Origin of the sequence: Pseudomonas pohangensis, assembly GCF_900105995.1 — a bacterium.
Lineage (GTDB): Bacteria > Pseudomonadota > Gammaproteobacteria > Pseudomonadales > Pseudomonadaceae > Aquipseudomonas > Aquipseudomonas pohangensis.
Genome location: NZ_LT629785.1, coordinates 2,898,273 through 2,923,956, shown reverse-complemented (window position 1 = coordinate 2,923,956; position 25,684 = coordinate 2,898,273). Strand labels below are relative to the sequence as shown.

Annotated in this window: 28 protein-coding genes; 15 read left to right on the top strand and 13 right to left on the bottom strand. The window is 63.5% G+C overall.

The window, feature by feature from the left end; all coding sequences use genetic code 11:
* The first annotated feature begins 7 nt into the window (after positions 1-7).
* The 5 genes from BLT89_RS13680 (at position 8) to hrpB (ending at position 6,401) form a co-directional block, all read left to right on the top strand.
* On the top strand, positions 8-904 hold the full coding sequence (locus tag BLT89_RS13680; RefSeq protein ID WP_090196475.1) for a TauD/TfdA dioxygenase family protein: 897 nt from the start codon (positions 8-10) through the stop codon (positions 902-904).
* Positions 901-1,698, top strand: a complete 798-nt coding sequence (locus BLT89_RS13675) for a 2-keto-4-pentenoate hydratase (protein ID WP_090196472.1) — start codon at positions 901-903, stop codon at positions 1,696-1,698. Before BLT89_RS13680 ends, BLT89_RS13675 begins: the two co-directional genes overlap by 4 nt.
* Before the next feature lie 10 nt (positions 1,699-1,708).
* Positions 1,709-2,662 (top strand): AraC family transcriptional regulator, encoded by a 954-nt coding sequence (locus tag BLT89_RS13670; protein WP_090196471.1) that lies wholly within the window; start codon positions 1,709-1,711, stop codon positions 2,660-2,662.
* Between the two features lie 137 nt (positions 2,663-2,799).
* Complete coding sequence (locus tag BLT89_RS13665; protein WP_157718878.1) at positions 2,800-3,690, top strand: sterol desaturase family protein; 891 nt, start codon at positions 2,800-2,802, stop codon at positions 3,688-3,690.
* 125 nt (positions 3,691-3,815) lie between these two features.
* Positions 3,816-6,401 (top strand): ATP-dependent helicase HrpB, encoded by a 2,586-nt coding sequence (gene hrpB, locus BLT89_RS13660; protein ID WP_090196466.1) that lies wholly within the window; start codon positions 3,816-3,818, stop codon positions 6,399-6,401.
* A gap of 6 nt (positions 6,402-6,407) precedes the next feature.
* Here hrpB and BLT89_RS13655 read toward each other — a convergent pair whose 3' ends face one another.
* Positions 6,408-7,151, bottom strand: coding sequence for a type 2 periplasmic-binding domain-containing protein (locus tag BLT89_RS13655; protein ID WP_090196463.1), 744 nt, complete (start codon positions 7,149-7,151; stop codon positions 6,408-6,410).
* Between the two features lie 130 nt (positions 7,152-7,281).
* Here BLT89_RS13655 and BLT89_RS13650 point away from each other — a divergent pair, with 130 nt between their 5' ends.
* Together BLT89_RS13650 and BLT89_RS13645 are read left to right on the top strand one after the other, a co-directional pair.
* The gene (locus tag BLT89_RS13650; RefSeq protein ID WP_090196460.1) at positions 7,282-7,521 is read left to right on the top strand and encodes a CDGSH iron-sulfur domain-containing protein; all 240 of its coding nucleotides are present in this window, start codon (positions 7,282-7,284) and stop codon (positions 7,519-7,521) included.
* Positions 7,522-7,535: 14 nt separating this feature from the next.
* Positions 7,536-8,378, top strand: coding sequence for an SDR family oxidoreductase (locus tag BLT89_RS13645; protein ID WP_090196458.1), 843 nt, complete (start codon positions 7,536-7,538; stop codon positions 8,376-8,378).
* Here the strand turns inward: BLT89_RS13645 and BLT89_RS13640 are convergent.
* Positions 8,367-9,050, bottom strand: coding sequence for a YciC family protein (locus BLT89_RS13640; RefSeq protein WP_331712551.1), 684 nt, complete (start codon positions 9,048-9,050; stop codon positions 8,367-8,369). The two genes, BLT89_RS13645 and BLT89_RS13640, sit on opposite strands and share 12 nt — an antisense overlap.
* Before the next feature lie 84 nt (positions 9,051-9,134).
* Here BLT89_RS13640 and BLT89_RS13635 point away from each other — a divergent pair, with 84 nt between their 5' ends.
* Complete coding sequence (locus BLT89_RS13635; protein ID WP_090199041.1) at positions 9,135-9,668, top strand: LabA-like NYN domain-containing protein; 534 nt, start codon at positions 9,135-9,137, stop codon at positions 9,666-9,668.
* Between the two features lie 33 nt (positions 9,669-9,701).
* On the top strand, positions 9,702-10,583 hold the full coding sequence (yedA, locus tag BLT89_RS13630; protein WP_090196455.1) for a drug/metabolite exporter YedA: 882 nt from the start codon (positions 9,702-9,704) through the stop codon (positions 10,581-10,583).
* On the opposite strand, the gene BLT89_RS13625 is transcribed toward yedA, so the two are convergent.
* The 3 genes from BLT89_RS13625 to BLT89_RS13615 all read right to left on the bottom strand — a co-directional run bounded on the left by BLT89_RS13625 (position 10,557) and on the right by BLT89_RS13615 (position 12,795).
* Positions 10,557-11,201: an HAD family hydrolase gene (locus BLT89_RS13625; protein WP_269457165.1), complete on the bottom strand. Its 645-nt coding sequence runs from the start codon at positions 11,199-11,201 to the stop codon at positions 10,557-10,559. The genes yedA and BLT89_RS13625 overlap by 27 nt on opposite strands.
* Positions 11,198-12,067 (bottom strand): acyl-CoA thioesterase II, encoded by an 870-nt coding sequence (tesB, locus tag BLT89_RS13620; protein ID WP_090196452.1) that lies wholly within the window; start codon positions 12,065-12,067, stop codon positions 11,198-11,200. Before tesB ends, BLT89_RS13625 begins: the two co-directional genes overlap by 4 nt.
* A gap of 149 nt (positions 12,068-12,216) precedes the next feature.
* Positions 12,217-12,795: a GNAT family N-acetyltransferase gene (locus tag BLT89_RS13615; protein ID WP_090196448.1), complete on the bottom strand. Its 579-nt coding sequence runs from the start codon at positions 12,793-12,795 to the stop codon at positions 12,217-12,219.
* 106 nt (positions 12,796-12,901) lie between these two features.
* On the opposite strand from BLT89_RS13615, the gene BLT89_RS13610 reads away from it, so the two are divergent.
* Positions 12,902-14,155: a TIGR03862 family flavoprotein gene (locus tag BLT89_RS13610; protein WP_090199036.1), complete on the top strand. Its 1,254-nt coding sequence runs from the start codon at positions 12,902-12,904 to the stop codon at positions 14,153-14,155.
* Between the two features lie 44 nt (positions 14,156-14,199).
* Here BLT89_RS13610 and BLT89_RS13605 read toward each other — a convergent pair whose 3' ends face one another.
* Positions 14,200-14,571: a hypothetical protein gene (locus BLT89_RS13605; RefSeq protein ID WP_157718877.1), complete on the bottom strand. Its 372-nt coding sequence runs from the start codon at positions 14,569-14,571 to the stop codon at positions 14,200-14,202.
* 229 nt (positions 14,572-14,800) lie between these two features.
* On the opposite strand from BLT89_RS13605, the gene BLT89_RS13600 reads away from it, so the two are divergent.
* Positions 14,801-15,406 carry a GNAT family N-acetyltransferase gene (locus BLT89_RS13600; RefSeq protein WP_090196442.1) on the top strand — a complete coding sequence of 202 codons (606 nt, stop codon included), beginning with the start codon at positions 14,801-14,803 and terminating at the stop codon, positions 15,404-15,406.
* 125 nt (positions 15,407-15,531) lie between these two features.
* Here BLT89_RS13600 and BLT89_RS13595 read toward each other — a convergent pair whose 3' ends face one another.
* Positions 15,532-16,875: a DEAD/DEAH box helicase gene (locus BLT89_RS13595; protein WP_090196440.1), complete on the bottom strand. Its 1,344-nt coding sequence runs from the start codon at positions 16,873-16,875 to the stop codon at positions 15,532-15,534.
* A 144-nt stretch (positions 16,876-17,019) separates the two neighbouring features.
* On the opposite strand from BLT89_RS13595, the gene BLT89_RS13590 reads away from it, so the two are divergent.
* Complete coding sequence (locus BLT89_RS13590) at positions 17,020-17,403, top strand: DUF4345 domain-containing protein (protein WP_090196438.1); 384 nt, start codon at positions 17,020-17,022, stop codon at positions 17,401-17,403.
* Between the two features lie 33 nt (positions 17,404-17,436).
* Here BLT89_RS13590 and BLT89_RS13585 read toward each other — a convergent pair whose 3' ends face one another.
* The 3 genes from BLT89_RS13585 to BLT89_RS13575 all read right to left on the bottom strand — a co-directional run bounded on the left by BLT89_RS13585 (position 17,437) and on the right by BLT89_RS13575 (position 20,809).
* A complete protein-coding gene (locus BLT89_RS13585) occupies positions 17,437-18,105 on the bottom strand; it encodes a glutathione S-transferase family protein (RefSeq protein WP_090196436.1) in 669 nt (222 codons plus the stop codon).
* A gap of 223 nt (positions 18,106-18,328) precedes the next feature.
* Positions 18,329-19,411, bottom strand: a complete 1,083-nt coding sequence (gene trmA, locus BLT89_RS13580) for a tRNA (uridine(54)-C5)-methyltransferase TrmA (RefSeq protein ID WP_408003050.1) — start codon at positions 19,409-19,411, stop codon at positions 18,329-18,331.
* Positions 19,412-19,513: 102 nt separating this feature from the next.
* Complete coding sequence (locus tag BLT89_RS13575) at positions 19,514-20,809, bottom strand: NCS2 family permease (RefSeq protein WP_090196433.1); 1,296 nt, start codon at positions 20,807-20,809, stop codon at positions 19,514-19,516.
* A 161-nt stretch (positions 20,810-20,970) separates the two neighbouring features.
* Between BLT89_RS13575 and BLT89_RS13570 the strand changes: the two genes are divergently transcribed.
* Complete coding sequence (locus BLT89_RS13570; protein ID WP_090196430.1) at positions 20,971-21,525, top strand: DJ-1 family glyoxalase III; 555 nt, start codon at positions 20,971-20,973, stop codon at positions 21,523-21,525.
* Between the two features lie 18 nt (positions 21,526-21,543).
* Here BLT89_RS13570 and BLT89_RS13565 read toward each other — a convergent pair whose 3' ends face one another.
* Both BLT89_RS13565 and BLT89_RS13560 read right to left on the bottom strand, forming a co-directional pair.
* Complete coding sequence (locus tag BLT89_RS13565; RefSeq protein ID WP_090196427.1) at positions 21,544-22,767, bottom strand: MFS transporter; 1,224 nt, start codon at positions 22,765-22,767, stop codon at positions 21,544-21,546.
* A gap of 107 nt (positions 22,768-22,874) precedes the next feature.
* Positions 22,875-23,285, bottom strand: a complete 411-nt coding sequence (locus BLT89_RS13560; protein WP_090196424.1) for a MerR family DNA-binding protein — start codon at positions 23,283-23,285, stop codon at positions 22,875-22,877.
* A gap of 61 nt (positions 23,286-23,346) precedes the next feature.
* Between BLT89_RS13560 and BLT89_RS13555 the strand changes: the two genes are divergently transcribed.
* Positions 23,347-23,982, top strand: coding sequence for a cation transporter (locus tag BLT89_RS13555; RefSeq protein ID WP_090196420.1), 636 nt, complete (start codon positions 23,347-23,349; stop codon positions 23,980-23,982).
* Positions 23,975-24,310 carry a DUF3703 domain-containing protein gene (locus BLT89_RS13550; protein ID WP_090196417.1) on the top strand — a complete coding sequence of 112 codons (336 nt, stop codon included), beginning with the start codon at positions 23,975-23,977 and terminating at the stop codon, positions 24,308-24,310. The genes BLT89_RS13555 and BLT89_RS13550 overlap by 8 nt, the downstream gene beginning before the upstream one ends.
* Before the next feature lie 197 nt (positions 24,311-24,507).
* Here BLT89_RS13550 and BLT89_RS13545 read toward each other — a convergent pair whose 3' ends face one another.
* Entirely contained in the window at positions 24,508-25,668 is a 1,161-nt protein-coding gene (locus BLT89_RS13545; protein WP_090196414.1) for an iron-containing alcohol dehydrogenase, read from the bottom strand.
* Positions 25,669-25,684 lie beyond the last annotated feature (16 nt).

Here is a 25,684-nt window from a genome sequence, read left to right as displayed (position 1 = left end):
GCCAGCCATGAGCGAATTCATCTATACCCTGCCCAGTCACAACCGTGCCGCGACTTATAAAAATATCCGTGTAACCCCAACCACCGGCGCACTAGGTGCGGATGTAGAGGATCTTGACCTGACGCGTCTGAGCGATGAAGGCTTCGCTGAACTGCGCCAAGCCCTGCTCGCCCACAAAGTCATATTTATCCGTGACCAGGCCCTGAGTGTCAGCGATCTGGAGCGCGTCACCCAGCAGTTCGGCGAGTTTGGCCGCGAGGCCTATGTGACCTGCATGGCCGACCATCCACATGTGGTGCACGTGGTCAAGGAAGCCGATGAAAAGGCGCCCTTCGTATTCGGCGGGGCCTGGCATACCGACTGGACCTTCCAGGAACGCCCGCCAGCCTTCACCCTGCTCTACGGGCAGGACATTCCCCCCTACGGCGGCGACACTTGCTATGCCAACCTGGCCCTGGCTTATGAGTGGCTATCGCCAGGCATGCAGGCGCTGCTGGAGAACCTTGATGCGGTGCACAGTCCGGAGATGGCCTACGGGGTCAACGCCAGGCACAACGCGCTGCTGGAAAACATGGCGATCAACTACGGCAGCGACACTTCGCATGATGAACGCAGCCATCCGCTGGTAACCCGACACCCGGAAACCGGAAAGAAGGTGTTGTTCATCAACCCGGCCTACACCACCGGCATCCAAGGCCTGCGCTCGGAGGAGTCGCGCCCGCTGCTGGAATACCTGTTCAATCTGGCCACCGCAGAGGCCTTCACCTGCCGAATGCGCTGGCGCCAGGGTACTCTGGCGATATGGGACAATCGCAGCACCTGGCATATGCCGGTGGCTGACTACCACGGTATGCGTCGCGAAATGTTCCGCACCACGGTGCTGGGTGAGGCGCCCAGTCGATGAGCGCACTGCCCCCTGTCACTGACACGCGCTTGCTGGGCGCGGCCAGCAGTCTGGCGACGGCACGGAGCCAGCGTCAGCCCGGGCCGCAGGTTAGCCAAAGCTATGCCCTCGCCAGTCTGGATGAGGCTTATCAGGTGCAGGCTGCGGGAATGCAGCAGGCGCTGGCACAGGGTCGGCGCCTGAGCGGAGTCAAGGCCGGTTTGACCTCGGCAGCGCGGCGTGCGGCGCTCAAGGTCGAGGAACCGCTGTATGGCTGGTTATTCGCCGACACCGCCTGCCGTTCGGGCGACATCATCGCCTGGGAGCGCCTGCTGCAACCAAAAGTCGAGATCGAACTGGCGCTACTGCTGGCGCTCGACTTGCCGTCTGGCACGATCACCCGCGAGCAATTGCTGAGCAGTATCGATGCAGTGGTGCCGGCGCTGGAAATCAACGACTCGGCGGTTGCCGACTGGCAGTTGACTCTGCTTGACGCGGTCTCCGACAACCTGTCCGCGGGGCTCTATGTGCTGGGCGATCAGCCTTTACCATTGGCACAGCTGCAAGGGCAGGCGCTGCGCGGCACGCTACTATGCAACGGCCAGCCGTTGCAGGCGGGTGTGGCTATCGTGTTGAAGGATGTCCTGAGCACGGCACTGTGGCTGGCACAAAAAATGGCCGCCCTCGGCCAGCCTCTGCGTGCCGGTGATGTGTTGCTTACCGGTGCATTGGCGCCGATTGCCGAAATCACCCGGGGCGATCAGCTGTGTTTTGAAGTAGCCGGGTTGGGTGAGGTGACATGCTCGTTTACCTGATGGCGCCGCGATGATCGTTATCACCAGCAACTTTGCTGGAATACTCGACGACTGGCTGGCCAGCCTCGGTCAGCCCAGTAACGTTGTGGTGCCGCGCTCCTCAAACGCGCTGACGCTGGAACAATGGACGCTGAAGGTGCATGCCACCATTGCCCAGGCTCCAGGGCCGGCGCGCGGCTTGGAAATCGGCCAGCATGTGCAGCTGCAACATGTCGGGCCGCTTGGTTATCTGTTGGTCAACACCCGTACCTTGGGTGAATTTCTCGATACCTACCTGCTGCTGGAAAAGTGGTTCTACGGGCAGAATTGGGCGCAGTTAAGCAGGGCCGGCCAACAGGTCACCATTTCCTGGGATGACCGCTTCGGGCTGCACGACCGCATATTGGAACAGCTGCATGCCATGGCCTTGCTGACGGTCGTGCGCAGCGTGTGCCCGGCCGCCGGCCAGCCACTGCGGGTCGAGGTGATGAATGCGCCTGCTGGGGAGGTGGCGGCCTACCTGGCGGCATTTGGCTGTCCGGTACAGTTCGGACGTCCGGCGCTGCGCCTGGTATTCGCCGCCGAGGCGTTGCAGGCGCCCATCGACCTGAGCCGCGCCACCCTCAGCCCAGCCTGGCGCAGTCGACAGCGCACCTTGCGCGAGGCTTTACCGAGCGCCACCGAGCTGGTCCGCGCGGTAGAGAAAGCAATTCTGCATACGCTGCCGTCGGGTGCGCCTGTCGCTGCGGTGGCGGCGCACTTGCATCTGTCGCAGCGCACGCTGCAACGCCGGCTTAGCGAATCAGGCTGCTCCTACCGTCAGCTGTTGGACGCTATTCGTCAGCGGCACGCGCAACACCTGCTTGATGATCCGACGCTGAGTCTCAAGGAGGTCGCCTTCCTTCTCGGCTATGCCGAACAGAGCGCGTTCAACCATGCCTACCGGCGCTGGAACAAATTGGCACCGAGGCATGCTGGCGACTGATTTGGCGCAAACTATCAATACCTCAACGCAAGGCATGGATAAAGTTTCCCTATTGATTCAACCCTTGGGAGACCCTTATGGCCGCTACTGTATTGATCACCTTGTCTGGTTGGCTGGAGATGCTGCGGAACTGGCTGATGCCCAGCCAGATGCTGATGCTGCTGGCCCTGCCGCTGACCCTGAGCCTGGCCGGTCTGGAATGGTGGCACTTTCGTCGTGACAACAAGTACAACTTCACTGACAGCATGGTCAGCATCTTGATGGGTGGCAGTTATGTCCTGCTCGCCGAGGGCTTTATGGTGCTCGCCGTGGTGGTGCCAGTCTTCGAGTGGGTCTACAGCTTCCGGCTGACTACCTTGCCGATTACCCCCTGGTCACTGCTGCTGCTGTTTGTCCTGGTCGACTTCTGTTTTTACATTTTTCACTTGTCGGCACATCGCATACGCCTCTTCTGGGCTGTGCATGAGGTGCACCACGCCTCAGAGTACTTCAACTTCACCGTGGCTTTCCGCCAGAGTCTGTTATACGCGGTGGCCGGGGTGTATGCCTTCTTTCTGCCGGCACTACTGCTTGGTTTTCCACCGGAGTGGGTGCTTACCCTGCTGGCGGCAAACATGACTATGCAGATATTCGTGCATACCCAGTGGGTCGGGCAGCTGCCGGCGCCAATTGAGTGGCTGTTCAATACGCCGTCTAATCACCGCGTGCACCACGGCCGTAACCCGCGCTACATTGATCGCAACATGGGCGGCGTGCTGATGGTCTGGGACCATATATTTGGCACCTATGCTGCTGAAGACCCGGCAGAGCCACCGGAATACGGCGTGGTGCGACAAATTCACAGCAGCAATCTGGTTACATTGACCTTCCACGAACTTGTTGCGATCTGTCGCGATGTGGCCCGTCCCGGTCCGCTGGGCCAGCGTCTGAAGCATCTGTGGGGACCGCCGGAATGGCAGAGGGACGGCGCTGTCAGTTCTGACGCGGGCGCAGCGCAAGTGAGCATTGACGCGCGCCGCGCCAGTTAAGCCAATCCGGGGTTGGCGCCTGCCAGCAGCGATGTGGCTCTGTACGCGACCCACCCGTGGACGGTAGCTAGGCGCTGCGGCTCGCTATGCCCGCCTCTATAATGGGCCTCTAGTCTGGAGTGCCCATGAACTGCCTGCCCATCGACGATGTACTAGCTGCTCTGTGCGCGGCCTTCGCCATACGCCATGAAGCCGTGCTGGAGGCGCCGCCGGGCGCCGGCAAGACCACGCGGGTACCGCTGGCGCTGCTGCACGAACCATGGCTGGCCGGGCAAAGCATCCTCATGCTGGAGCCTCGGCGGCTGGCGGCACGGGCGGCCGCCGAGCGGCTGGCCAGCGAGCTGGGTGAATCGGTGGGTGAAACGGTCGGTTATCGCATTCGCCTGGACAGCAGGATCGGCCCGCGCACGCGTATCGAGGTGGTAACCGAAGGCATTCTGGCCCGGCGCCTGCAAGCGGATCCGGCGCTGGAAGGCGTCGGCCTGGTCATTTTCGATGAGTTTCACGAGCGCAGTCTGGATGCCGATCTGGCGCTGGCGCTGTGCCTGAACGGCCGGGAGCTGCTGCGCGACGAGCTGCCACTCAAGGTGCTGCTGATGTCTGCCACGCTGGAGGGCGAACGGCTGTCGACGCTGCTCGGAGCCGCACCGGTTATCAGCAGTGATGGGCGCATGCATCCGGTGCAGACCCACTGGGGACGACCCTTTCAGCCGGGCGAGTGGATCGAGCCGCAAGTGGTGCAGACGGTGCAGCAGGCCATCAGCGAGCAGTCCGGCAGTCTGCTGGTGTTCCTCCCCGGGCAGGCGGAAATCCGTCGCGTGCATGAACAGTTGGCCGGGGTGCTGGCGGCGCGGCAGGATATTCTGCTCTGCCCGCTGCATGGCGAGCTGGATCTGGCGGCCCAGCGTGCCGCCATCGAGCCGGCACCCGCCGGCCGGCGCAAGGTGGTGCTGGCGACCAATATCGCCGAAACCAGCCTGACCATCGAGGGCGTGCGCGTGGTCATCGATGCCGGGCTGGAGCGGGTGCCCTGTTTCGATCCGGCCAGTGGCATGACCCGTCTGCATACCCAGCGCATTTCCCGTGCTTCGGCAACCCAGCGCGCCGGCCGCGCCGGGCGGCTGGAGCCGGGTGCGTGTTACCGCTTGTGGTCACAGGCGCAGCATGAGCAACTGGCGGCTTACTCTACGGCAGAAATTCTCCAGGCCGATCTGGCCGGGCTGGCCTTGCAACTGGCGCGCTGGGGCGTGACGCCGGCTGAGCTGGCCTGGCTGGATGCGCCGCCAGCGGCAGCTTTCGCCCAGGCCCGCGACTTGCTGCAGGGGCTTGGTGCGCTGGATGCATCGGGAGCATTGACCGCCCACGGCCAGGCCATGGCCGAGTTGCCCAGCCATCCGCGCATTGCCCATCTGCTGTTGCGCGGTCAGGCGCTGGGGCTGGCGGCGCTGGCTTGTGATCTGGCCGCAGTGCTTGGTGAGCGTGACATCCTGCGCGGCGCTGGTGCCGACCTGCACAGCCGGTTGAGCCTGCTCAGTGGTGAGCGCCGACCCGAGCGGAGCGCGCAGGCCGCAGTGCAACGCGTGCGGCAACTGTCCCGGCAGTTCGCCGGGCTGCTCAAACATGCAGGAGCGGGCTTGCCCGCGAAAGGGGCTTCGCAGTCATTCGCGGGCAAGCCCGCTCCTACGGCAGACATCAGTCAGGCGGTAGACGATCCGCAACACCCGCGCTGGCTTGGGTGTCTGCTGGCGTTTGCCTACCCGGACCGGATCGCCCGGCAGCGGCGTGCCGATGGTGCCGGATACCGGCTGGCCAATGGTCGGGCTGCCCAGTTCGCGCAAAGCGATGCGCTGATGAAGCACGAATGGCTGGTGGTGGCCGATCTGGGCAGCCGCCAGGGCCAGCGGGAAGAGTGCATCTATCTGGCGGCCGAACTCGATCCGCAACTGTTTGACGGCCCGCTGGCCGAGCAGCTGCGCAGCCATGATGTGCTGGAATGGGACGAGCGCGAAGGGCTGTTGCGTGCCGAACGCCAGCGCAAGATCGGCGAGTTGCTGTTCGACACCCAGCCCCTGACACAGCTCGATGAAGCGGCGCGGGGCCGTGCCCTGCTGGCACTGGTGCGGCGCAAGGGCCTGGCATTGCTGAACTGGACGCCCGAGCTGCGCCAGTGGCAGGCACGTATCGGCCTGCTGCGGCGGCTGGACCTCGAACAGTCCGGACAAAGCCAGTGGCCGGATGTCAGCGACAGGGCGCTGCTGGAGCGTCTGGAAGACTGGCTGCTGCCGTATCTGGACAAGGTCAGGCGCATCAGTCATTTCGGCAGCCTCGACCTGGCCGGCATGCTCGGCAACCTGCTGCCCTGGCCGTTGCCGCAGCAGCTCGACGAGCTGGCGCCGAAGGCACTGGAAGTGCCCTCGGGCTCGCGCATCCGCATTGACTATCAGCAGCAGCCACCGGTGCTGGCGGTGCGCCTGCAGGAGCTGTTCGGTCTGGCCGTTACGCCAGCGCTGGCCGGTGGCCGGCAGCCACTCAAGCTGCACCTGCTGTCGCCTGGCCACAAACCGGTACAGGTCACCCAGGATCTGGCGAGTTTCTGGGCCAATACCTACAGCGAGGTGAAAAAGGATCTGAAAGGTCGTTATCCCAAGCACTACTGGCCGGATGATCCACTGGTGGCCGAGCCGACTGCGCGGGCCAAGCCGCGGCGCTGAACAGACCTAATGACTGCTTGAGGCTGGTGCCGTGCTGTCGTCCCGTGCGGCTTCCAGCATGAATTCGGCCATTACTTCTTGTTCAATCTGCTCGATGCGGCCGTCCCTGGCCATCTGTGCCAGAACGACTTCGAGTTGCATGGCCAGCAGCGCATGCTTGGGGTTAGGCAGGTGGTAGATCGGGCCTCGCTCGACCACCTGCCTGCCCCCAAGCAGATGCTCGATCTTCATTTTGCGGGCGGCATATAACACCGAGTTGTAGTCATCCAGCAGAATGTCGACGCGATTCTTGCTCAGCAGCAGGATGCCAGACTCGATGTTGTTGACCGGGACCAGATCGAGCTCCTGATGCGCGCTGATGATGCTCATGCTGCGTTCGTAAGCAATTTTGTAGGGTTTGAGGTCAGCCCAGGACTGGATGCTCAAGGGTTGATTGGAAAAGACGCCCAGTTGCCATTGATACAGCGGAGTCGGAACGAACAATAACCCGGCATGCGCCTGCCCGCGGCACAGTTCACCGTCCAGACGTCCGCTGCGTGCCCAGTAAAGGGAGCGTTCGCCGGGCAGGTACTCGACGGCGATACTGCGCCCCAGTTTGGCATAGGCTTCGCGCAATACCTGCTCGCAGATATGCAGTGCCGGCGAGTGGGCATTCTGGAAGGTTCCAAAGCGCAATAATTTGTCTGCCAGAGTATTCAGGGGCAGAAGCACCAGCAGGCTTAGCCAGAAAGCCAGTGATGATGTGCGCATGCGGTAGTCCCTGAGTTAGTAGCTGCAAGCAGATTAGCAGGGCGCAGAGGCGCTGCAGGTTGAGACAGCGTCCGCCGAGAAGCAGCTATGCTTGCTTGGCACAGCCTGCATTGAAGTCGAGGAACTGTAAATGAACGAGCCACAGATTGCCCGCAAGTCACCCTATGCGGTGGATGTCGAGGCCGGCCAGGATTATTTCTGGTGTGCCTGCGGCCGCAGCAGCAAGCAGCCTTTCTGCGATGGTTCGCACAAGGGCAGTGGCATCACACCGTTGAAATACACGGCGGTGCAGAATGAAACCCTGTACTTTTGTGGCTGCAAACAGACCCGCAGCGCACCGCTGTGCGATGGCAGTCACAAGCAACTCTGAAGGCGGGGGCTCCGATGTATCGCAAGGTATTTGCCAGCAAGATGTATGAGCGCAAGGTGGTGCTGGTCACCGGTGGTTGCGCCGGTATCGGCCGTGCGCTGGTGTTGCGTTTCGCCCAGGCCGGTGCGCGCCTGGTGATATTTGACCTCGAACAGGAGACCCTCGACAGCCTGGTGCAGCACCTGAGCAGCCACCACAACGTCGAGGCGCTGGGCCTGTGTTGTGATGTCGCCGATGCCGAACGGGTTGAGGCCTGTGTGGCACAGGCTATCGAGCAGTTTGGCGGCATTGATGTGCTGATCAATAACGCCGGGGTCACCCATCGCAGCACCTTTGCCGATACCTCGCTGGAGGTGTTCAAGCGGATCATGGCGATCAACTACTTCGGCGCAGTGCACTGCACCCAGGCCGCCTTGCGCAGCCTGATCGAACGCAATGGCCAGATTATCGTCATGAGTTCGCTGTCGGGCTTTTCGCCGCTGCTCTATCGCAGCGCCTACAACGCCAGCAAGCACGCCCTGCACGGACTGTTCGAAACGCTGCGCTGCGAGCTCAAGGGCTCCGGGGTGGGGGTGATGCTGGTGTGTCCGGGTTTCACCGCGACCGACCTGCGCAAGAATGCCCTGATCGGCGATGCCGCCATATCCGCCCAGCCGCCGCTGGCGATGGGGCGGGTGGCCTCGGCACAGGATGTCGCCGAGGCGATCTACCATGCAGCGCTCAAGCGCAAGCGCCTGCTGGTGATGTCGAATGTGGACTGGCGTGCGCGCCTGCTGGCGCGCTATTTCCCGCGCCTGTTCGAGCGCGTGTTGCTGCCACGCATGTCGGGCGTCAAGCGCAGTGCTTCACACCGCTGACTCCGGCGCGCTGGCTTTTGCCGTGCGCAGCATGAACAGCCGGTAGCCAATCACGCTGACAAACAGTTGCAGGAATCCGTTGCCGGCATCCAGCAGGATTGCTGCCATGGCATCGGGCTGCTCGCCGAGTTGCTGGAACGTCCACCAGTCGAGCAGCCACAACAGTGGCATCACGCTGAAAATGCAGGCCGCGCACAACCAGAAGTAACCACTGCTCAGTCGAAAGCTTTCGCGCATGGCTGCCAGCGGCGAAAGGCCACCGAGTGCCAGCAGGTATTCGGCAAACAGCAGGCGCAGCATCACCCAGAGTCCGGGCAGGATCAGCAGCGAAGTGCCGAGAATGATCAATAGCGTGCTCAACCCGGCCAGCACGGCAAAGCGCGGCCAGATCAGCAGGGCCTGGCGCCAGAGCTGGCCCGTGGATACTTCGCGGTTATGGCTGCGCGCATCGAGAAACAGGATCAGTGCCGCACTGTAGAGTGGATAGAACAGCAGCGTGACCAGCAGCTCACGGGCTTCCGGCGCCAGGCCGCTAACCTGGGCTTCAGCCAGCTGCCGTGCCAGCCCCTCGAGCAGCAGCCAGGGCAGGCAGAGCACGGCGATGCTGCGCAGGTTATGGCGGAAGAAGTACCAGGATTCGAGCAGGACGCTGTATGGATTGATGGTCGGCATGGTCAGTCTGTGGGCAGTTGAGCGGAGCAAGTGGCAGGGCCGTGGCGGGCCAATGTAGCAGGCTTGCGCAGCGATGAAAGCCTGATGTGGCCCGTGCTGGTGCATACTGCCCGCTGTTTAGCGCCAGTGAGCGAGCTTGTGAGCCGGATTGCCCTGTTTGCCGATGTGCAAAACCTCTACTACACCGTGCGGCAGGGCTATGCCTGCCATTTCAACTATGCCGCGCTGTGGGCGGAACTGGCAGCCCAGGGCGAGATTGTCGAGGCCTATGCCTACGCGATTGATCGGGGCGATGCGCGCCAGCAGCAGTTCCAGCAGATTCTGCGCAAACTCGGCTTCGAGGTGAAGCTCAAGCCCTATATCCAGCGCAGCGACGGCTCGGCCAAGGGCGACTGGGATGTCGGTATCACCATCGATGTACTGGATGCCGCGCCGCGGGTTGATCGGGTGGTGCTGGCCTCCGGCGATGGCGATTTCGACCTGCTGCTGCAGCGGATTCGCCAGGTCAATGCGGTGCAGACCACCGTTTATGGCGTGCCCGGCCTCACTGCGCAATCGCTGATCCGCGCCACGGACAGATTCTGCCCGATCGAGGCTGGTTTACTGTTGCGCAGTTAAGCTGCGTCACTTTCATTGTCTGAAGATAACTGCATGTCTGTCCGTCGCTTGCCGCTGTTGCTGATCGGGGCCTTTCTGGCGCTCTATCTGATCTGGGGATCGACCTATCTGGCGATCCGCATTGGTGTGGAATCCTGGCCGCCCCTGTTGATGGCCGGTCTGCGCTTTCTGCTGGCCGGGAGCATCCTGTTTGTCTGGTTGCGCCGGCGTGGCGTGACCTCGCCGGGTTGGCTGCAGTGGCGCAATGCCGGCCTGCTCGGCGTGCTGCTGCTGGCTTGCGGCAATGGCGGTGTGACCGTGGCCGAGCACCGCGGCGTGGCCTCCGGTGTAGCGGCACTGGCAATCGCCACGGTGCCGTTGTTCGCCTTGCTGTTCGGCCTGCTCTGGGGCGAGCGCAATACCCGTCTGGAGTGGTGTGGAATCCTCCTCGGTTTGCTCGGCATTGTGCTGCTCAATGCCGGCTCGAACCTGCAAGGCAGTCCGCAAGGCGCCCTGCTGGTGCTGTTTGCGGCGGCTACCTGGGCCTTCGGTTCGATGTGGAGCAAGCGTCTGGCATTGCCCGCGGGGGCCATGAACACTGCGGCGCAAATGCTGGTGGGCGGTAGTGTGCTGTTGCTCGCCAGCCTGTTCAGTGGTGAGCGGCTGCAGCATATGCCGAGCCTGGCGGGCTGGGCGGCGCTGGGTTATCTGGTGCTGTTCGGTTCGATCATTGCGTTCAGCGCCTACCTGTATCTGCTGAAAACCGTACGCCCGGCGGCGGCCACCAGTTATGCCTACGTCAATCCACCGGTGGCGGTGCTGCTGGGGATCAGCTTTGCCGGTGAACAGATCGGTCACGAAGAGTGGCTGGCGATGGCGGTGATTGTGCTGGCGGTGCTGCTGATTACCCTACCGCAGTGGCGCCGGCAGATCTGAGCCGGGTTGGCCTGGCGCAGACAGCTGGCCAAGCAGTTCATGGCAGTCACGGGCAAACAGGTCGGCCAGTTGCGGCCAGGGATTGTCCGGCAGGTTGACCAGCACGCTGGTGGCACCGGCTGCACGCGCGCACTCAAGGTCGAAACAGTAATCACCGACCATGACCAGTGCCGTCGGCGGCACTTGCCAGGCCCTGGCAATGCACAGCAGACCGGCAGGGTCGGGCTTGGGTGGCGCCTCGTCCCGGCCGATGATGTCCGCGGCCGCAAAGCAGTCGCCCAGACCGATGGTGTCCAGCGTGAGCTGCGCCAGTGGCCGCGCATTGCGGGTCAGGATAGCCAGCTGGCAACCGCGTTCAGCCAGGCTGCGCACCAGTTGCTGCGCGCCGGGTGCCGGCTGTGCGGCTTGTGCCAGTTGTCGCTCATGGGCCAGCAGCCAGGCGTGCTTGGCGGCGGCAGCGGCTTCTGGGAGCGCGGCCAGATGCTGCAGGATGTCGTCTTCGGCGGGGATCTCCAGCGCCCGGCGGATGGCGGCGAAATCATGCATGGCCAGCGTCAGTGTGCCATCCAGATCAAATACCCAGTGACGCGCAGCCGCCAGCTGACTGCGGATTTTCACCGCAAGTCTTCGCGCAGACGGATCAGCCCTTCCTGGGCCACCGAGGCCACCAGTTCGCCGGCCTGATTGAAAATACTGGCCCGTGAAAAGCCGCGCGCATTGCCGGCCCAGGGGCTGTCCATGGAGTACAGCAACCACTCATCCATGCGCAGCGGCTGGTGAAACCAGATGGCATGGTCGAGGCTGGCGACCTGCATGAATTTCTGCCACACCGACACGCCATGGGGCAGCATCGAGGTGGTCAACAGGCCGAAATCGGACGCATAGGCCAGCAGGTACTGGTGCAGTGCCGGGTTGTCCGGCAGTTCACCGTCGGCGCGAAACCACACATGCTTGACCGGTTCGGCCGGCTTGGGGTCGAACGGGTTGTTGCGGCTGACCGGACGGATGTCGATCGGCTTGTCGCTGACGGCCCGCTCACGCATGCGTTCGGGCAGTTTGTCGGCGACCATGCGCGCCAGTTCGGTTTCCGATTTCAGCGAATCCGGGCCTTGCACATCGGGCATTTGCAGCTGGTGCTGGAAGCCTTCCTCGACCCCCTGGAACGAAGCTGCGCAGGTGAAGATGGTCTTGCCCTTCTGGATGGCGGTAACCCGGCGGGTGCTGAAACTGCCGCCATCGCGGACCCGCTCGACCTGATAGACGATCGGCAGGCCGGCATCACCGGGGCGCAGAAAGTAGCCGTGCAGCGAGTGCACCAGGCGCCCGCCGCCAACCGTCTGGCTGGCGGCAGACAGCGATTGCCCCAGCACCTGGCCACCGAACAGCTGGCGAAAGCCGAGGTCCTGGCTGGCACCGCGGAACAGGTCCTCTTCGATGGCCTCCATATTCAACAGGGAGACCAGCTGGTCGAGTACTTTGCTCATCAAAACTCCTGATTGGTCTGGGTGCAAAGCAGCAAAAAGGCTGCCTGCGCGCGGATCTTGTTATCCGTCGCTGATGGTCCGGAGGTGGAATGTTAAAGACTTTGCCCGGACTTGTCGGCAAGCAGGTGCAACCGAGGTCGAGTCCTGACCTATTGCCGCCCGGCGGCCTGCTGTAATCGCAACCATCTGGCCTGCTCCAGGCGATACAGTAGATGCGGGCGTAGCGGGTGATTTTTTGGCAGCAGTGGATGCAGGAAATCCTCGGCGGGATCACGCTGCATGCCCAGCCGTTGCATCAGCGCTTGCGAAGGCAGGTTGGCCGGAACGGTGAAGGCCAGTACCTGTGGCAGTGCCAGCTGCTCGAAGGCAAAGCGCAATGCCGCCTGTGCGGCCTCGGTTGCCAGCCCCTGATGCCAGAAGGCGGGCAGCAGGCGCCAGGCGATTTCCACGGCCGGGGTGAAGGCCGAATCGAACTGCACCTGCTGCAAGCCGAGAATGCCGATCAGTCCGGGTTGCTCATGGCGCTCCAGTACCCAGACGCCAAAGCCGTTCTGTTCGATGTGGCGCTGGATGCGGGCGGCCAGCGCGTCACTTTGCTCGCGGTCAAACCGCCCGGGGAAATACTGCATGACTTGCGCATCGTCGTTCAGCACGGCGAAGCGCGGCAGGTCGGCAGGCTGCCAGTTGCGCAGGTGCAGGCGTGCAGTATGCAATTCAGGCAGTGGCATGATGTTCCGCAGGGCAGGCAGGCAGAACCGCAAGCATAACCCCTGGCAGGCGATCTGCCCGCGCAATGGGCTAGAATGGCCGCCTCATCTGTCAGTCCGGATCGCCATGCATACGCCTCCACCCTCCCATCCAGGCACTGCCGTGATCATCGGCGGTGGCCCGGCCGGCCTGATGGCGGCCGAGGTGCTGGCGCTGGCTGGTGTGCAGGTTGATCTGTTCGATGGCATGCCCTCGGTGGGGCGCAAGTTCCTGCTGGCCGGTGTCGGTGGCATGAACATCACCCATGCCGAAGCGCAGGAAAGCTTTCTTCAACGCTATGGCGAGCGCCGGCCGCAACTGCAAGCCATGCTCGGGGCTTTTGGCGCGGTGCAATTGCGTGAGTGGGTGCACGGGCTGGGTATCGACACCTTTGTCGGCAGCTCCGGACGGGTGTTTCCGGCCGACATGAAAGCCGCGCCCTTGCTGCGCGCCTGGCTCAAGCGCCTGCGCGAGCACGGCGTGCGAATTCATACACGGCAACGCTGGCAGGGCTGGCATGCCGATGGCAGCCTGCGCATTAGCGCTGCTGCCGGTGAACAGTCAGTCCGCGCCGATGCCGTGCTGCTGGCACTGGGCGGTGGCAGCTGGGCGCGGCTGGGTTCGGACGGCGCCTGGCTGCCGTTGCTGGCCGCGCGCGGCGTTGCCATGCAGCCTCTGCAGCCGAGCAACTGCGGGTTCGAGGTGGCCGGCTGGAGCCAGCATTTTCTCGGGAAATTTGCCGGCGCACCGGTGAAGTCCTGTGCCCTTGCGCTGGATGGGCAGGCAGTCCGTCTGGGCGAGTTTGTCATCACGGCCAGCGGCGTGGAAGGTAGCCTGGTTTATGCCTTGTCGGCAGCGATTCGCCAGCAGATCAACCGCTCGGGTGCGGCCACCTTGTGGCTGGACCTGTTGCCGGCAAAAAGCTGCGAGCAGATCGAGCATCTGCTGCGCAAAGCGCGCGGCAGCAAGTCGCTGAGCAATCATTTGCGTGTACAGCTGGGTCTGGACGGGGTGCGTGCGGGGCTGTTGCGCGAGCTGGCCAGCGCCGAAACCTTTGCTGATCCGGCACAGCTGGCCAAAGCCATCAAGCGTTTGCCGCTGCAACTGGTCAGGACGCGTCCGCTGGATGAAGCCATCAGCAGCGCGGGCGGGGTGTGTTTCTCCGCGTTGACCGAGCAGCTGATGCTCAGGCAACTGCCCGGCGTGTTTTGCGCCGGCGAGATGCTCGACTGGGAGGCACCGACCGGTGGCTACCTGCTGACCGCCTGCTTTGCCAGTGGCAGGCTGGCCGGGCAAGGCATGCTCGACTGGTTGAGACAGATCGGCAAGGCGACTGGCTGAGCGGGTTCCTGCCGGCCATCTATGCCGGCGAGAATCAGGTAAAGCTAGTCAGCGGCCCGCGTTGCTTCATTTTTCATGCGCTCGGCGCGGGCGGCCCTTTTGGCTGCCATCTCTTGTTGAATCGGCGACTGCGGACTCAAATCCCTTGGCTTGGGACCACTGTCAACCACAGTCACCTTGACCGTCTGCCGGTTCTCCAGAATCGCCGGATCAGCCATCTGGGTAGGTATGCCGGCACCACTTGGCGGCAGGTTGTTCACATCGATCCAGTCGCTGGGTACCGCACTGTCGGGGCACTGGTGTTGCACATAGGTGGCATGCCCCGCAGGATCGACACACTTGACCATCTCGTCTGCGTGAGCCTGTACGGCAAACAGTAGTGCCAGAGTGCCGGTCAAACCAATCATGCTTTTCATGGAATCATACCCCCATTCAGCCTGTCACTGATTTTAGCAGCTAGCATTTCTATGGCCAGTCAAGTACCAGGCCGATGGTCGGCAGATTGACAAGCCGGAGCCTGGCCGGGCTATGCATCAAGCGACTGGCGCGTCAGGGATATTCAGCGTCCAGAGTCGACCAGGCACTTCTGCAGCGAGCCATTCATGCTAGATTCCGCAGCTCAGACACTCCCTTGCCGAGCCCCGTATGCCGCTGAAATTTCGACCCGCCGAACCCCGCGATGCTGAACAGGCCGTTCCGCTGATCTATAGCTCGGGACCGGCGGCTTTTGATTATGTGTTCAGGCGTGCCGGCCTGAGTGCCGAAGGTTTCTTGCATGCGGCGTTTATCGATGGCGGCGGCATGTTCGGATACCCGCGGCACTGGGTCGGTGAACTCGGTGGCAAGGTGGTGGCGGCGGGTACCGGCTACAGCGGTGAGCTCAATTTGCGCAACACGCTTACGGCGAGCCGGCAAATCCTGTTGTGTTACGGCCCGGTCAGTGCAGTGCCGGTGATGCTCAATGGTTTGCGTCTGGAGAAGCTGATTCAGCCGCCACCGAAAAAAACCTTCTATCTGGCCCATCTGGGGGTTGCCGAAGGTATGCGTGGCGAGGGTATCGGTACGCGCCTGGTCGAGCATTTGCTCAAGCTTGGCCGGTCAGCCGGTTTCCGGATCGCGGCGCTGGATGTATCGGCAAAAAATCCGCAGGCGCAAGCGCTGTACGAGCGGCTGGGTTTTAGCGTGGTGGAGGAGCGGATTTCCACCCTGCCAGGCATCGCCAATCACCGCTATATGACCAGGCCGTTGTAGTGCTCTGAGCGCGATGTTTCCCTTCTAAAACACTCGCGCCGGGTCGGCGCTCCAACAGGGTTAGCTTTTGATCTTGCGGGAGTGGCGCCCTCGCTGCGATCGGGTGCTGGCGCCGAGCGCAAGGTTCAACGCTTGCCTGACGGCTTGCCACCCAGTCGCGGTGCCTTGCGTACCGCCTTGACCCTGGGCTGGTCGCCGTCCTCGAACCAGTTGCCCAGATGCACCTTGCCGGTTTTGCCGGCGTTGCCGCTGCCCGGTATCGGCTTGATCTTGGGTTTCTTTGGCTTTTTCAGTATCTGGCCACTGGCATCGGTGAGCGGGACGCGATGGTCCGGCGCGAAACCGCTTTGCTCCTGACGGGGCAGAGTCTGGCGGATCAGCGTTTCGATGGCGGCCAGCTGGTTCACCTCGTCAGCACACACCAGCGACAGCGCCTGGCCACTGGCGCCGGCGCGGCCGGTACGACCGATGCGGTGCACATAGTCTTCGGCAACAATCGGCAGGTCGAAATTCACCACCAGTGGCAGGTCGTGGATATCCAGTCCGCGGGCGGCCACATCGGTGGCGACCAGCAGCTGTACTTCGCCGGCCTTGAAGCGTTCCAGTGCGCGCAGGCGGGTAGCTTGCGGCTTGTCGCCGTGGATCGCATCGACGCGGATACCTGCAGCGCGCAGTTCCTGCTCCAGCTGATCGACGCCCTTGCGGGTTTTGACGAACACCAGCGCCTGGCCCTTGCCCCAGGGCTGCGTGCTAAGCAAGTGCAGCAGGAGCTCGCCCTTGCGTTTCTTGTCCACCGTCACCAGCCATTGCTTGACTGTTTTGGCGGCAGCGTTGCGCGGGGTGACCTCGATCGACAGCGGGTCGCGCAACAGGTTGCCGGCCATTTGCCGGATGGCCTCGGAGAAGGTGGCGGAGAACAGCAGGGTCTGGCGCTTGCGCGGCAGCGCGGCGAATACTTCGTCGAGCTCTATGGAGAAGCCCAGGTCGAGCATGCGGTCGGCTTCATCGAGCACCAGTACCTGCAGCTGGTTGAATTTCACCGCGTTCTGCCGGTACAGGTCGAGCAGCCGCCCGGGGGTGGCGACCAGCAGGTCAATGCCCTTGCGCAGCTTCATCATCTGCGGATTGATGCTGACCCCGCCATACACCGCATAGCTGCGCAGCGGCAGATTCTGACCGTAGGTCTGGATGCTCTGATGCACCTGCTCGGCGAGCTCGCGGGTCGGCACCAGGATCAGCGCGCGCACGCCATTGCTGGCTACCTGCGGACCTTGCAGGGTCAGCCTATGCAGCAGCGGCAGGGCAAAGCCGGCGGTCTTGCCGGTGCCGGTCTGCGCGGCGGCGAGCAAATCACGGCCTTTGAGCACGGCCGGAATCGCCTCGCGCTGCACCGGCGTGGGGGTCAGGTAGTTGAGGGCAGTGAGGGTCTGCAACAGCGGCTCGATCAGCCCGAGGGCGGCAAAGGTCATGGCAGGCAACCGGCGGTTGGACTAAGGGTGGCCAGTTTACCTGTTGCGCCCTGGCGGCCCCAGCGAAAACCCTGCGAGACCACGCGATTTTCGCCATGACAGACTGCTATGCTCGCTGCGATCAACTTCAACGGAGTTTGCCTCATGCTGTTTTCGCGCATTCTGCTGGCCGTGCAGGCGCTGGTCCTGGCTGGTCTGGGCATCGCCTATTTTGTCCGCCCGGAAGAAATGACCAACCTCAGCGGCATGCTGCTGATGGCGCCGGCCGCCATTACCGATGTGCGGGCCTATTACGGTGGCCTGCAGATCGGCCTGGCCACCTACCTGCTGCTGGCCATGAGCCGGGTCGACCTGACGCGGGCGGCACTGACCCTGCTGGTGCTGCTCTACAGCGCCATGGCACTGGCACGCATCGGCGGCCTGTGGCTGGATGGCGGCCTGCAGCAGACCTTCAACCTCACGGCTCTGTTGCTCGAAGTGGTGTCGGTCGGTTTGTGTTTTGTCGCGCTGCGGCAGTCGAGTCGCTGAGGCAATTGCACGCTGGCGAGTGGGTGGCCTGAATCAGGGCCGGATATCCGGTGCAGGAGTGGTAGGCACCCCTTGATCCAGCGCAGCCTGATGCTGGATCTGCAAGGCCTGCTGGTAGGCGGGTCTTTGCTTGAGCCGCGCCCAGTAGGCGCTGACCGCTGGCGGGAACTGCTGGTCCAGCCCCAGATGCTCGGCCAGCAGCAGGGCATAGCCCACTGCCACATCCGCCGCGGTGAAGCGCCCGGCGCAGAGAAATTCTGCGCTTTGTAGTGCCTCCTCGACGCTGCGCAAACGCGCTAGAAACCAGCGCGCGTAGTCGCTGGCTACCTGCGGTTGCAGGCGCTCGCCGGTCTCGAAATACGTATAGCGCAACACCAGCGTCTGCGGAAAGGTCAGGGTGGCATCGCTCATGTGCAGCCAGTTGAGGTAGGCGCCAAAGGCCGGATCATCGACTGCCACATCCAGTCCGCCAGAACTGTGGCGGGCCGCCAGGTACTGGCAGATGCCGGCCGACTCGCTCATGCGTGTCGCGCCGTCCACCAGCAGCGGCACGGTACCCAGCGGGTTTTCGCTGAGGAATTCGCGGGCCATGGCGCGCGGCGGGAACGGCCACATGCGCAGTTCATAAGGCAGCCCGAGCTCTTCCAGCAACCACAGGGGGCGGAAGGAGCGGGCACTGACGCAATGGTGAAGGATGATCACTGGGCTGCTCTTCTGGGGTGATGGGGCTTCGCCAATTCTGACGGCTTTGGATCAAGTGCCACAAGCTGCATTGGCTGACAGGCTTGCAATGCTTGCGTAGCAGTTGCCTGTTGGTAGTTCTGCAAGCGCATTCGCGGGCAAGCCCGCTCCCACAGGATTTACGCTTCTTCCGATTTGGTCTGGTGTAACAGGTAACTGGGGCATAGCCATTCTCAATGGATTGCTAGCGCCTTTCCAGCAACACGCCGCTTTCCATATGGTCGGTCCAGGGGAACTGGTCGAACAGCGCGCAACGCACGATGCGGTGCGTGTCATTAAGTTGGGCGATATTGGCCGCCAGGGTTTGCGGATTGCAGGAGATATACAGGATGCGCTGGAAACGCCGGGTCAGCTCGCAGGTGTCCGGGTCCATGCCGGCGCGCGGTGGGTCGACGAACACCGTGCCGAAGTCGTAGCTGGCAAGGTCGATGCCGGCCAGGCGGCGGAACGGGCGTACGCCATTCAGTGCCTGGGTGAGTTCTTCGGCGGACAGGCGTACCAGCGCCACATTGTCGATGGCGTTATCGGCCAGGTTGGCCAGCGCGGCATGCACCGCGCTTTTGCTGATCTCGGTGGCCAGCACCTTGCGTACCCGGGTCGCCAGCGGCAGGGTGAAGTTGCCGTTGCCGCAGTAGAGTTCCAGCAGATCGTCGTCGCGCGCGCCGAGGGCGTCACAGGCCCAGCCGAGCATGTGCTGGCAGACCTCGCCGTTGGGCTGGGTGAAGGCGCCTTCGGGCTGGCGATACGTGAAGCTGCGCCCGGCCACTGTCAGTGTTTCCTGCACATGGTCGCGACCAACCACCAGCCGCTTGCCGCGCGAGCGGCCGACGATGCTCACGCCCAGCGCCTGCGCCAGCTGTTCGGCGGCCTGTTGCCAGGCGGCATCCAGCGGGCGGTGATAGCACAGGGTGATCAGCGCATCGCCACTCAGGGTGGTGAGAAACTCGACCTGGAACAGCTTGCGCGACAGTTCCCGGCTGGCTTGCCAGGCGCTCTTCAGGCGCGGCATCAGCGCGTTGATCTGCTCTCCGGCAATCGGCAGTTGCTCGAGCAGGATCGGCGTGCGGTTGTCGCCGGCCTCGAACATCGCATAGTGCTGCTGGCCGCCTTCGCGCCACAGGCGGAACTCGGCGCGCAGGCGGTAATGCTCGCGGGGCGAGGCAAATACCTGCGCTGCGGGGGCGCCGAAGGGCGCCAGCAGTTCAGTCAGGCGTTGCTGCTTTTCATGCAACTGTGCGGTGTAGGCTGCCGGGTCTCTGTTGATCATGCGAACTCTGTCGTGGGGCGTAGGGTGGGCTTCAGCCCACCAGTTGCGGCGCTTATAGGCGGTGGGCTGAAGCCCACCCTACAGTCACCCTGCGGCTGTTTGCTAGGCGTTGAAGAAGCCGAACTTGATGACGAATATCGCGGCCAGCACCAGCAGCGCCGGATTGATGTCCTTGTAGCGCCCGGCCAGCGCCTTGATCACCACCCAGGTGATAAAGCCGAAGGCGATGCCGTTGGCGATGGAAAAAGTCAGCGGCATGGCCAGCGCGGTGATCACCACCGGTGCGGATTCGGTGATGTCATCCCAGTTGATTTCGGCCAGACCGGAGGTCATCAGCACGGCAACGAACAACAGCGCCGGGGCGGTGGCGAAGGCCGGAATGGTCCCGGCGAGAGGGGCGAAGAACAGGCTGAGCAGGAACAGCACGGCAACCACGCAGGCGGTCAGACCGGTACGTCCGCCCGCAGCCACGCCGGCAGCCGATTCGATATAGCTGGTGGTGGTCGAGGTGCCGAGCAGCGAACCGCCCATGGCCGCCGTACTGTCGGCGATCAGCGCACGGCCCATCTTCGGCAGATGGCCGTCCTTGCCCATCAGCCCGGCACGTTTGGCCACGCCGATCAGGGTGCCGGTGTTGTCGAACAGATCGACGAACAGGAAAGCGAAGATCACGCTGAGCATGCCGATATCGAAGGCGCCGGCGATATCCAGTTGCAGGAAGGTCGGGGCGATCGACGGTGGCATCGACAGAATGCCGCCAAACGGCGTGACGCCGAGGGCAATGGCCAGCGCGGTGACCAGCAGAATGCCGATCATCACCGCGCCGGTTACCCGCCGCGCATCCAGCGCGACGATCAGCACAAAGCCGAGAATCGCCAGCAGCGGGCCGGCAGCAGTCAGGTCGCCGAGACCGACCAGGGTGGCCGGATTGTCCACCACCAGACCGGCTTCCTTGAGCGCAATCAGCGCCAGGAACAGGCCGATACCGGCAGTAATCGCCGAACGCAGCGGCAGCGGGATGCTGTTGATGATCCATTCACGAATGCGAAAGATCGACAGCAGAAAGAACAGCATGGCCGAGATGAACACCGCACCCAGTGCCACCTGCCATGTGTAGCCCATGGTCAGCACTACGGTGTAGGTGAAGAAGGCATTCAGGCCCATGCCCGGGGCGAGGGCGATCGGGTAGTTGGCGATCAGGCCCATCAGCGCCGAACCGATGGCGGCGGCCAGACAGGTGGCGACGAACACCGCGCCCTTGTCCATGCCGGTTTCGCCGAGGATCGCCGGGTTGACGAAGAGGATGTAAGCCATGGTCAGGAAGGTGGTCAGACCGGCCAGTACCTCGGTGCGCAGCGTGGTGTTGTGTGCCTTGAGTTGGAACAGTTTTTCCAGCATGGTGAACTCCCTGGTTTCTTGTTGTGCTGGCCACAAGGCACGCCACGCTTGATGCGTGAGATGGCTGCAAGGCGCTGAAGGCGCGCATGATACCAGCAAGCCTGCAGCCGGAGAATTTGTCCCGCGCTGCAAAACTCCACGGATTTGAAACGGAACCAGCCATGACCCTGCGTGCCCTGATTGCTATCGCCGATGGTGTTGAGGAAATCGAAAGCGTGACCCTGATCGACGTGCTGCGCCGCGCCGACATCGAGGTGGTCGTGGCCAGTATTGAAACCCGGCGGATGATCACCTGTTCCCGAGGCGTGCGTCTGACCGCCGATGCCATGCTCAATGATGTGCTGGCGCAGGACTTCGACCTGATCGTGCTGCCCGGCGGCATGCCGGGTGCACAGCGGCTGGCGGAGTACATGCCACTGGCACAGCGCGTGCAGCAACAGGCCAGGGCGGGCCAGTTGTTTGCCGCCATCTGCGCGGCGCCTGCACTGGCGCTGCAAAGCTACGGGGTGCTCAAACAGCGGCGCATGACCTGTTATCCGGCTTTCAGCGAGCGTTTGAGTGGCTGCACCTTTGTCGACCAGCCGGTGGTGGTGGATGGCAACTGCATTACCAGTCAGGGGCCGGCAACCGCGCTGGAATTTGCCCTGACGCTGGTCGAGCAGCTGGCCGGCAAGGCCGCACGCAAAGCGGTGGCCGAGGCCATGCTGGTGCCCTGAGATTAGCGGGCAGGTGGTCTATTGCTGTTGTGTCGGCTGGTGCAGCCGGTCGCGGCGGGCCAGGGTCGGGAACAGCCGGATCCAGCCGCCGGTAATCAGCAGCGTACCGATGCCGCCGATCAGCACCGAGGGCACCGTGCCGAACCAGTGCGCGGTGAGTCCCGATTCGAATTCGCCGAGCTGGTTCGACGCGCCGATAAACAGCCCGTTGACTGCACTGACCCGGCCGCGCATGGCATCCGGGGTATCCAGCTGCACCAGGGCGCCACGAATCACCATGCTGATCATGTCCGCCGCACCCAGCAGCACCAGAATTGCCATGCTCAACCAGAACGAAGTGGACAGGCCGAAACCGATGGTGGCCACGCCGAACACCGCCACCGAGGTGAACATGATCGGCCCGGTGCGCCGCTCGATCGGAAAGCGTGCCAGCCACAGCGACATCAGCAAGGCACCGACTGCCGGCGCCGAGCGCAGCAGACCCAGACCCCAGGGGCCGGTGAGCAGGATGTCCTTGGCGAATACCGGCAGCAGCGCGGTGGCGCCGCCGAGCAGCACGGCGAACAGATCCAGCGAGATGGAACCGAGCACATCGGGTTTGCTGCGAATAAAGCGGATGCCGGCCAGCAGTGTTTCCAGGTTGGCCGGCTCCTTGCGCAACACCTGACCTTCGGCGTGCAAGCCAAGCATCAGGCTGCTGGCCAGCACATACAGCAGCACGCCGGGGCCATACACCCACTGCGCACCGAAGGCATACAGCAGGCCGCCGAGAGCCGGCGCGATGATGGTCGCCGCCTGCATGGCCGCGGCCGAGGCCGCCACGGCGCGCGGAAACAGTGCCAGTGGCACCACGTTGGGCAGCAACGCCTGGGTCGCCGGCATCTCGAAGGTGCGCGCCAGTCCGAGCAGAAAGGCCAGCACGAAGATCAGTTCGCGGCTGATGCTGTCCGTGCTGCTGCCCAGCAGCAGGGCCAGCGCCACCAGCGCCTGCAAGCCCTGGCAGGCAGCGGCAATCCGGCGCCGTTCGAAGCGGTCGGCAACATGCCCGGCATGCAGCATGAACAGCAGGCGCGGCAGGAATTCGAAGAGACCGACCAGACCCAGATCGAGCACGCTGCCGGTCAGCTGGTAGAGGTGCCAGCCGATCGCCACGGTGAGCATCTGGAAGCCACTGGCGGTAAACACGCGGGCCAGCCAGAAGGCGATAAATGGCCGGTGGCGGCGCAGGGAAAGTTCGGTCATGGCGACGGACAGGATCAGGCGATTGGGCGGTGCGCCAGCCTAGCATGGTGGATGCCCGGCACTGTTGCGATTGGCGAACGCAGTATTCGCCAGCCAGCCCCCCGGACTCAGTCGCAGCAGTCGCGACTGTCCAGCGCTTCGAGCAGCCGGCAATGTTCGGCATACCCGCTCTGGCAGCCGGCAATTTTCTGCAGTTCGGCCTGCATGTTCTGCAGGTCGCGGATGCGCGCGGCGATGCCGCTCAGGTGCTCCTGAACCAGCTCGTCGGCACTGGCGCAGGGGCTTTGCGGCTGCTCGGCGAGTTCCAGCAGGCTGCGGATTTCATCGAGACTGAAGCCCAGTTCACGGCCACGGCGAATAAAGCGCAGGCGACGTAAATCCCCGGCCTGATAGTGTCGATAGCCGGCAGCGCTGCGTTGGGGTGTTGGCAACAGGCCGCTGCGCTCGTAGAAACGGATGGTTTCCAGATTGACGCCGCTGTCGCGGGCGAGCACGCCGATGGTCATGGGTTTGGGCATGTTGACTCCGTAGTGACTACAGGGTTTAGCCTAGTTTGCATCTTCACAGAGGAGGTGCCAAATGTCAGCCCATTGCTGCAATCACGAAGTCGAACAGAACGCTCCGCGCACACAAGGTTACCGGCGCATTCTGTGGATCGCGCTGGCGGTCAATCTGCTGATGTTCGCCGTGGAAATCGGTTCCGGAATGCGCGCCGGTTCGGTGTCGTTGCTGGCCGACGCACTGGATTTTCTCGGTGATTCGGCCAACTACGCGATCAGCCTGTGGGTGCTTGGTCTGGGACTGGCCGTGCGTGCCCGCGCAGCGCAGTTCAAGGCGCTGAGCATGTTGTTGTTCGGACTCGGCGTGCTGGCTGTGGCGCTGTGGAATGCCTGGAGAGGAGTGTTGCCGGACGCGCCGACCATGGGCCTGGTCGGCAGTCTGGCGTTGCTGGCCAATCTGGGGGTGGCGGCCTTGTTGTATGGCTACCGCGAAGGCGACAGCAACATGCGCAGTGTCTGGTTGTGCACGCGCAATGATGCGTTGGGCAATCTCGCGGTACTGCTGGCGGCGCTGGGCGTGTTTGGTAGCGGCACGGCCTGGCCTGATCTGCTGGTGGCCGGCGTCATGGCCAGCCTGGCAATTTCTGCGGCGCTGCAGGTGTTGCGCCAGGCCCATGGCGAGCTACAGGCAGGCGGAGGACGGGAGCATGGGTGAAGCATTGCACAGAGCGCTGCAACAGGCGTTTGCCGAGGGTCAGGCAGCCCTGCAACAGGCTGATCCGCAGACGGCTCTGGTCTGGCTGGAGCGGGCGCATATTCTCAGCCAGCGCATGCCGCTGCGGCATGCCCGCGCACACTGGTTGATGCTGCGCGCGGGCTGGCAGCTGCACGACTGGCGCGAAGTGGCCGGGCAACTGCCACGCATACTCGCCGCGCTGCTGTTTTCGCGTATCTGGGTGCCGCAAGGCAATAACGGCCGGGCGCGGGTCAGTGCCTTTCAGCCGATGCCGCTCAGCGAGGAAATGCGGCGCCTGCTGGAGTAGCGTCCGGCACCTGAAAGCGCCAGACATTAACCAGAAGTTCCCCGCAGGTTTTATCTGTAGGAGCGGGCTTGCCCGCGATGCCTCTGGTTCTGTTCTACGACTTCGGTATTCGGGTGAAGCCTTCGCGGGCAAGCCCGCTCCTACCGAGTGCTGTTTGCCTGGCCCGGCGCCAGGTGTGCTAATACGCTTAACGCTGCTCAGAGTCTCCCGTGCAGGGCATCGGTAAACAGCTGCGCGGTATCGGTGGCATTGAGCGGGCGCGGGTTGCCTCCGGCAGACGGGTCGACGATGGCCATTTCGGCGATCAGTGCGGTCTGGCGGTCGTCCACGTTCAGTTCGGCCAGGCTGTGCGGCACGCCGGTGTCGCTGCGCAACTGCATGACCAGTTCGAGAAAGCTGTCGAAGCCCGGATTGGCCAGCTGCAGGTAAGCGGCCAGGCGGGTGATGCGCTCTTCGATCACGCCGCGGTTGAACTTCAGCACATAAGGCATCAGGGTGGCGTTGGTCATGCCGTGATGGGTGTCGTACAGCGCGCCGATCGGGTGCGCCAGCGCATGCATGCCACCGAGGCCTTTCTGGAACGCGGTGGCGCCCATGCTGGCGGCGACGAGCATGTCGGCACGGGCATCGAGGTCATCCGGCTGGCGCACCGCGCGCACCAGTGCGCCGGCGACCAGCCGCATACCCTCCACGGCGATACCGTCGGCCATCGGATGGAAGCCCGGTGCGCAATAGGCCTCCAGGCAGTGGGAAAAGGCGTCCATGCCGGTGCCGGCAGTGACCCAGGCCGGCATGCCGACGGTCAGTTGCGGGTCGCTGATGACCACCTTCGGCAACATCTGCGGGTGAAAGATGATGCGCTTGGTATGCGTGCGCTCGTCGGTGAGGATGCCGGCGCGGCCGACTTCCGAACCGGTGCCGGCAGTAGTGGGTACGGCGATCACCGGGGCGATGCCCTTGGGGTCGGCGCGCGTCCACCAGTCGCCGACATCCTCGAAATCCCACACCGGGCGTTGCTGGCCGCTCATGAAGGCGATCAGCTTGCCCATGTCCAGGCCGCTGCCGCCGCCAAAGGCGACTACCCCGTCGTGCTTGCCGGCGTGGTAGGCGTCCAGACCGGCCTGCAGGTTGGCTTCGACCGGGTTGGGTTTGAGGTCGCTGAACAGCGCGGCGGCCAGCCCGGCCTGCTGGAGGGCTTCCAGTGCAGCCAGGGTGATCGGCGCGTTGGCCAGGCCGCGGTCGGTGACCAGCAGCGGACGCAGCATGTTCAGGTTCTTGCACTGCTCGGGGAGTTCGCTGATGCGGCCGACACCGAAGCGGATGGCGGTAGGGTAGTTCCAGTTGGCAGTCTTGCTCATGGCGTGGCTCCGGGGA

Bases quoted from the DNA above. Each gene is read 5' to 3' on its own strand.
- BLT89_RS13675 (WP_090196472.1), top strand. From the start codon at position 901: ATGAGCGCACTGCCCCCTGTCACTGACACGCGCTTGCTGGGCGCGGCC.
- BLT89_RS13575 (WP_090196433.1), bottom strand. From the start codon at position 20,809: ATGCTGGAAAAACTGTTCCAACTCAAGGCACACAACACCACGCTGCGC.
- BLT89_RS13665 (WP_157718878.1), top strand. From the start codon at position 2,800: ATGCCCAGCCAGATGCTGATGCTGCTGGCCCTGCCGCTGACCCTGAGC.
- BLT89_RS13570 (WP_090196430.1), top strand. From the start codon at position 20,971: ATGACCCTGCGTGCCCTGATTGCTATCGCCGATGGTGTTGAGGAAATC.
- BLT89_RS13595 (WP_090196440.1), bottom strand. From the start codon at position 16,875: ATGACCTTTGCCGCCCTCGGGCTGATCGAGCCGCTGTTGCAGACCCTC.
- BLT89_RS13555 (WP_090196420.1), top strand. From the start codon at position 23,347: ATGTCAGCCCATTGCTGCAATCACGAAGTCGAACAGAACGCTCCGCGC.
- BLT89_RS13680 (WP_090196475.1), top strand. From the start codon at position 8: ATGAGCGAATTCATCTATACCCTGCCCAGTCACAACCGTGCCGCGACT.
- trmA (WP_408003050.1), bottom strand. From the start codon at position 19,411: ATGATCAACAGAGACCCGGCAGCCTACACCGCACAGTTGCATGAAAAG.
- BLT89_RS13615 (WP_090196448.1), bottom strand. From the start codon at position 12,795: ATGCCACTGCCTGAATTGCATACTGCACGCCTGCACCTGCGCAACTGG.
- BLT89_RS13550 (WP_090196417.1), top strand. From the start codon at position 23,975: ATGGGTGAAGCATTGCACAGAGCGCTGCAACAGGCGTTTGCCGAGGGT.
- BLT89_RS13600 (WP_090196442.1), top strand. From the start codon at position 14,801: ATGCCGCTGAAATTTCGACCCGCCGAACCCCGCGATGCTGAACAGGCC.
- BLT89_RS13560 (WP_090196424.1), bottom strand. From the start codon at position 23,285: ATGCCCAAACCCATGACCATCGGCGTGCTCGCCCGCGACAGCGGCGTC.
- BLT89_RS13640 (WP_331712551.1), bottom strand. From the start codon at position 9,050: ATGCCGACCATCAATCCATACAGCGTCCTGCTCGAATCCTGGTACTTC.
- BLT89_RS13645 (WP_090196458.1), top strand. From the start codon at position 7,536: ATGTATCGCAAGGTATTTGCCAGCAAGATGTATGAGCGCAAGGTGGTG.
- BLT89_RS13650 (WP_090196460.1), top strand. From the start codon at position 7,282: ATGAACGAGCCACAGATTGCCCGCAAGTCACCCTATGCGGTGGATGTC.
- tesB (WP_090196452.1), bottom strand. From the start codon at position 12,067: ATGAGCAAAGTACTCGACCAGCTGGTCTCCCTGTTGAATATGGAGGCC.
- BLT89_RS13610 (WP_090199036.1), top strand. From the start codon at position 12,902: ATGCATACGCCTCCACCCTCCCATCCAGGCACTGCCGTGATCATCGGC.
- BLT89_RS13635 (WP_090199041.1), top strand. From the start codon at position 9,135: ATGTGGCCCGTGCTGGTGCATACTGCCCGCTGTTTAGCGCCAGTGAGC.
- BLT89_RS13545 (WP_090196414.1), bottom strand. From the start codon at position 25,668: ATGAGCAAGACTGCCAACTGGAACTACCCTACCGCCATCCGCTTCGGT.
- BLT89_RS13655 (WP_090196463.1), bottom strand. From the start codon at position 7,151: ATGCGCACATCATCACTGGCTTTCTGGCTAAGCCTGCTGGTGCTTCTG.
- BLT89_RS13590 (WP_090196438.1), top strand. From the start codon at position 17,020: ATGCTGTTTTCGCGCATTCTGCTGGCCGTGCAGGCGCTGGTCCTGGCT.
- hrpB (WP_090196466.1), top strand. From the start codon at position 3,816: ATGAACTGCCTGCCCATCGACGATGTACTAGCTGCTCTGTGCGCGGCC.
- BLT89_RS13605 (WP_157718877.1), bottom strand. From the start codon at position 14,571: ATGAAAAGCATGATTGGTTTGACCGGCACTCTGGCACTACTGTTTGCC.
- BLT89_RS13565 (WP_090196427.1), bottom strand. From the start codon at position 22,767: ATGACCGAACTTTCCCTGCGCCGCCACCGGCCATTTATCGCCTTCTGG.
- yedA (WP_090196455.1), top strand. From the start codon at position 9,702: ATGTCTGTCCGTCGCTTGCCGCTGTTGCTGATCGGGGCCTTTCTGGCG.
- BLT89_RS13670 (WP_090196471.1), top strand. From the start codon at position 1,709: ATGATCGTTATCACCAGCAACTTTGCTGGAATACTCGACGACTGGCTG.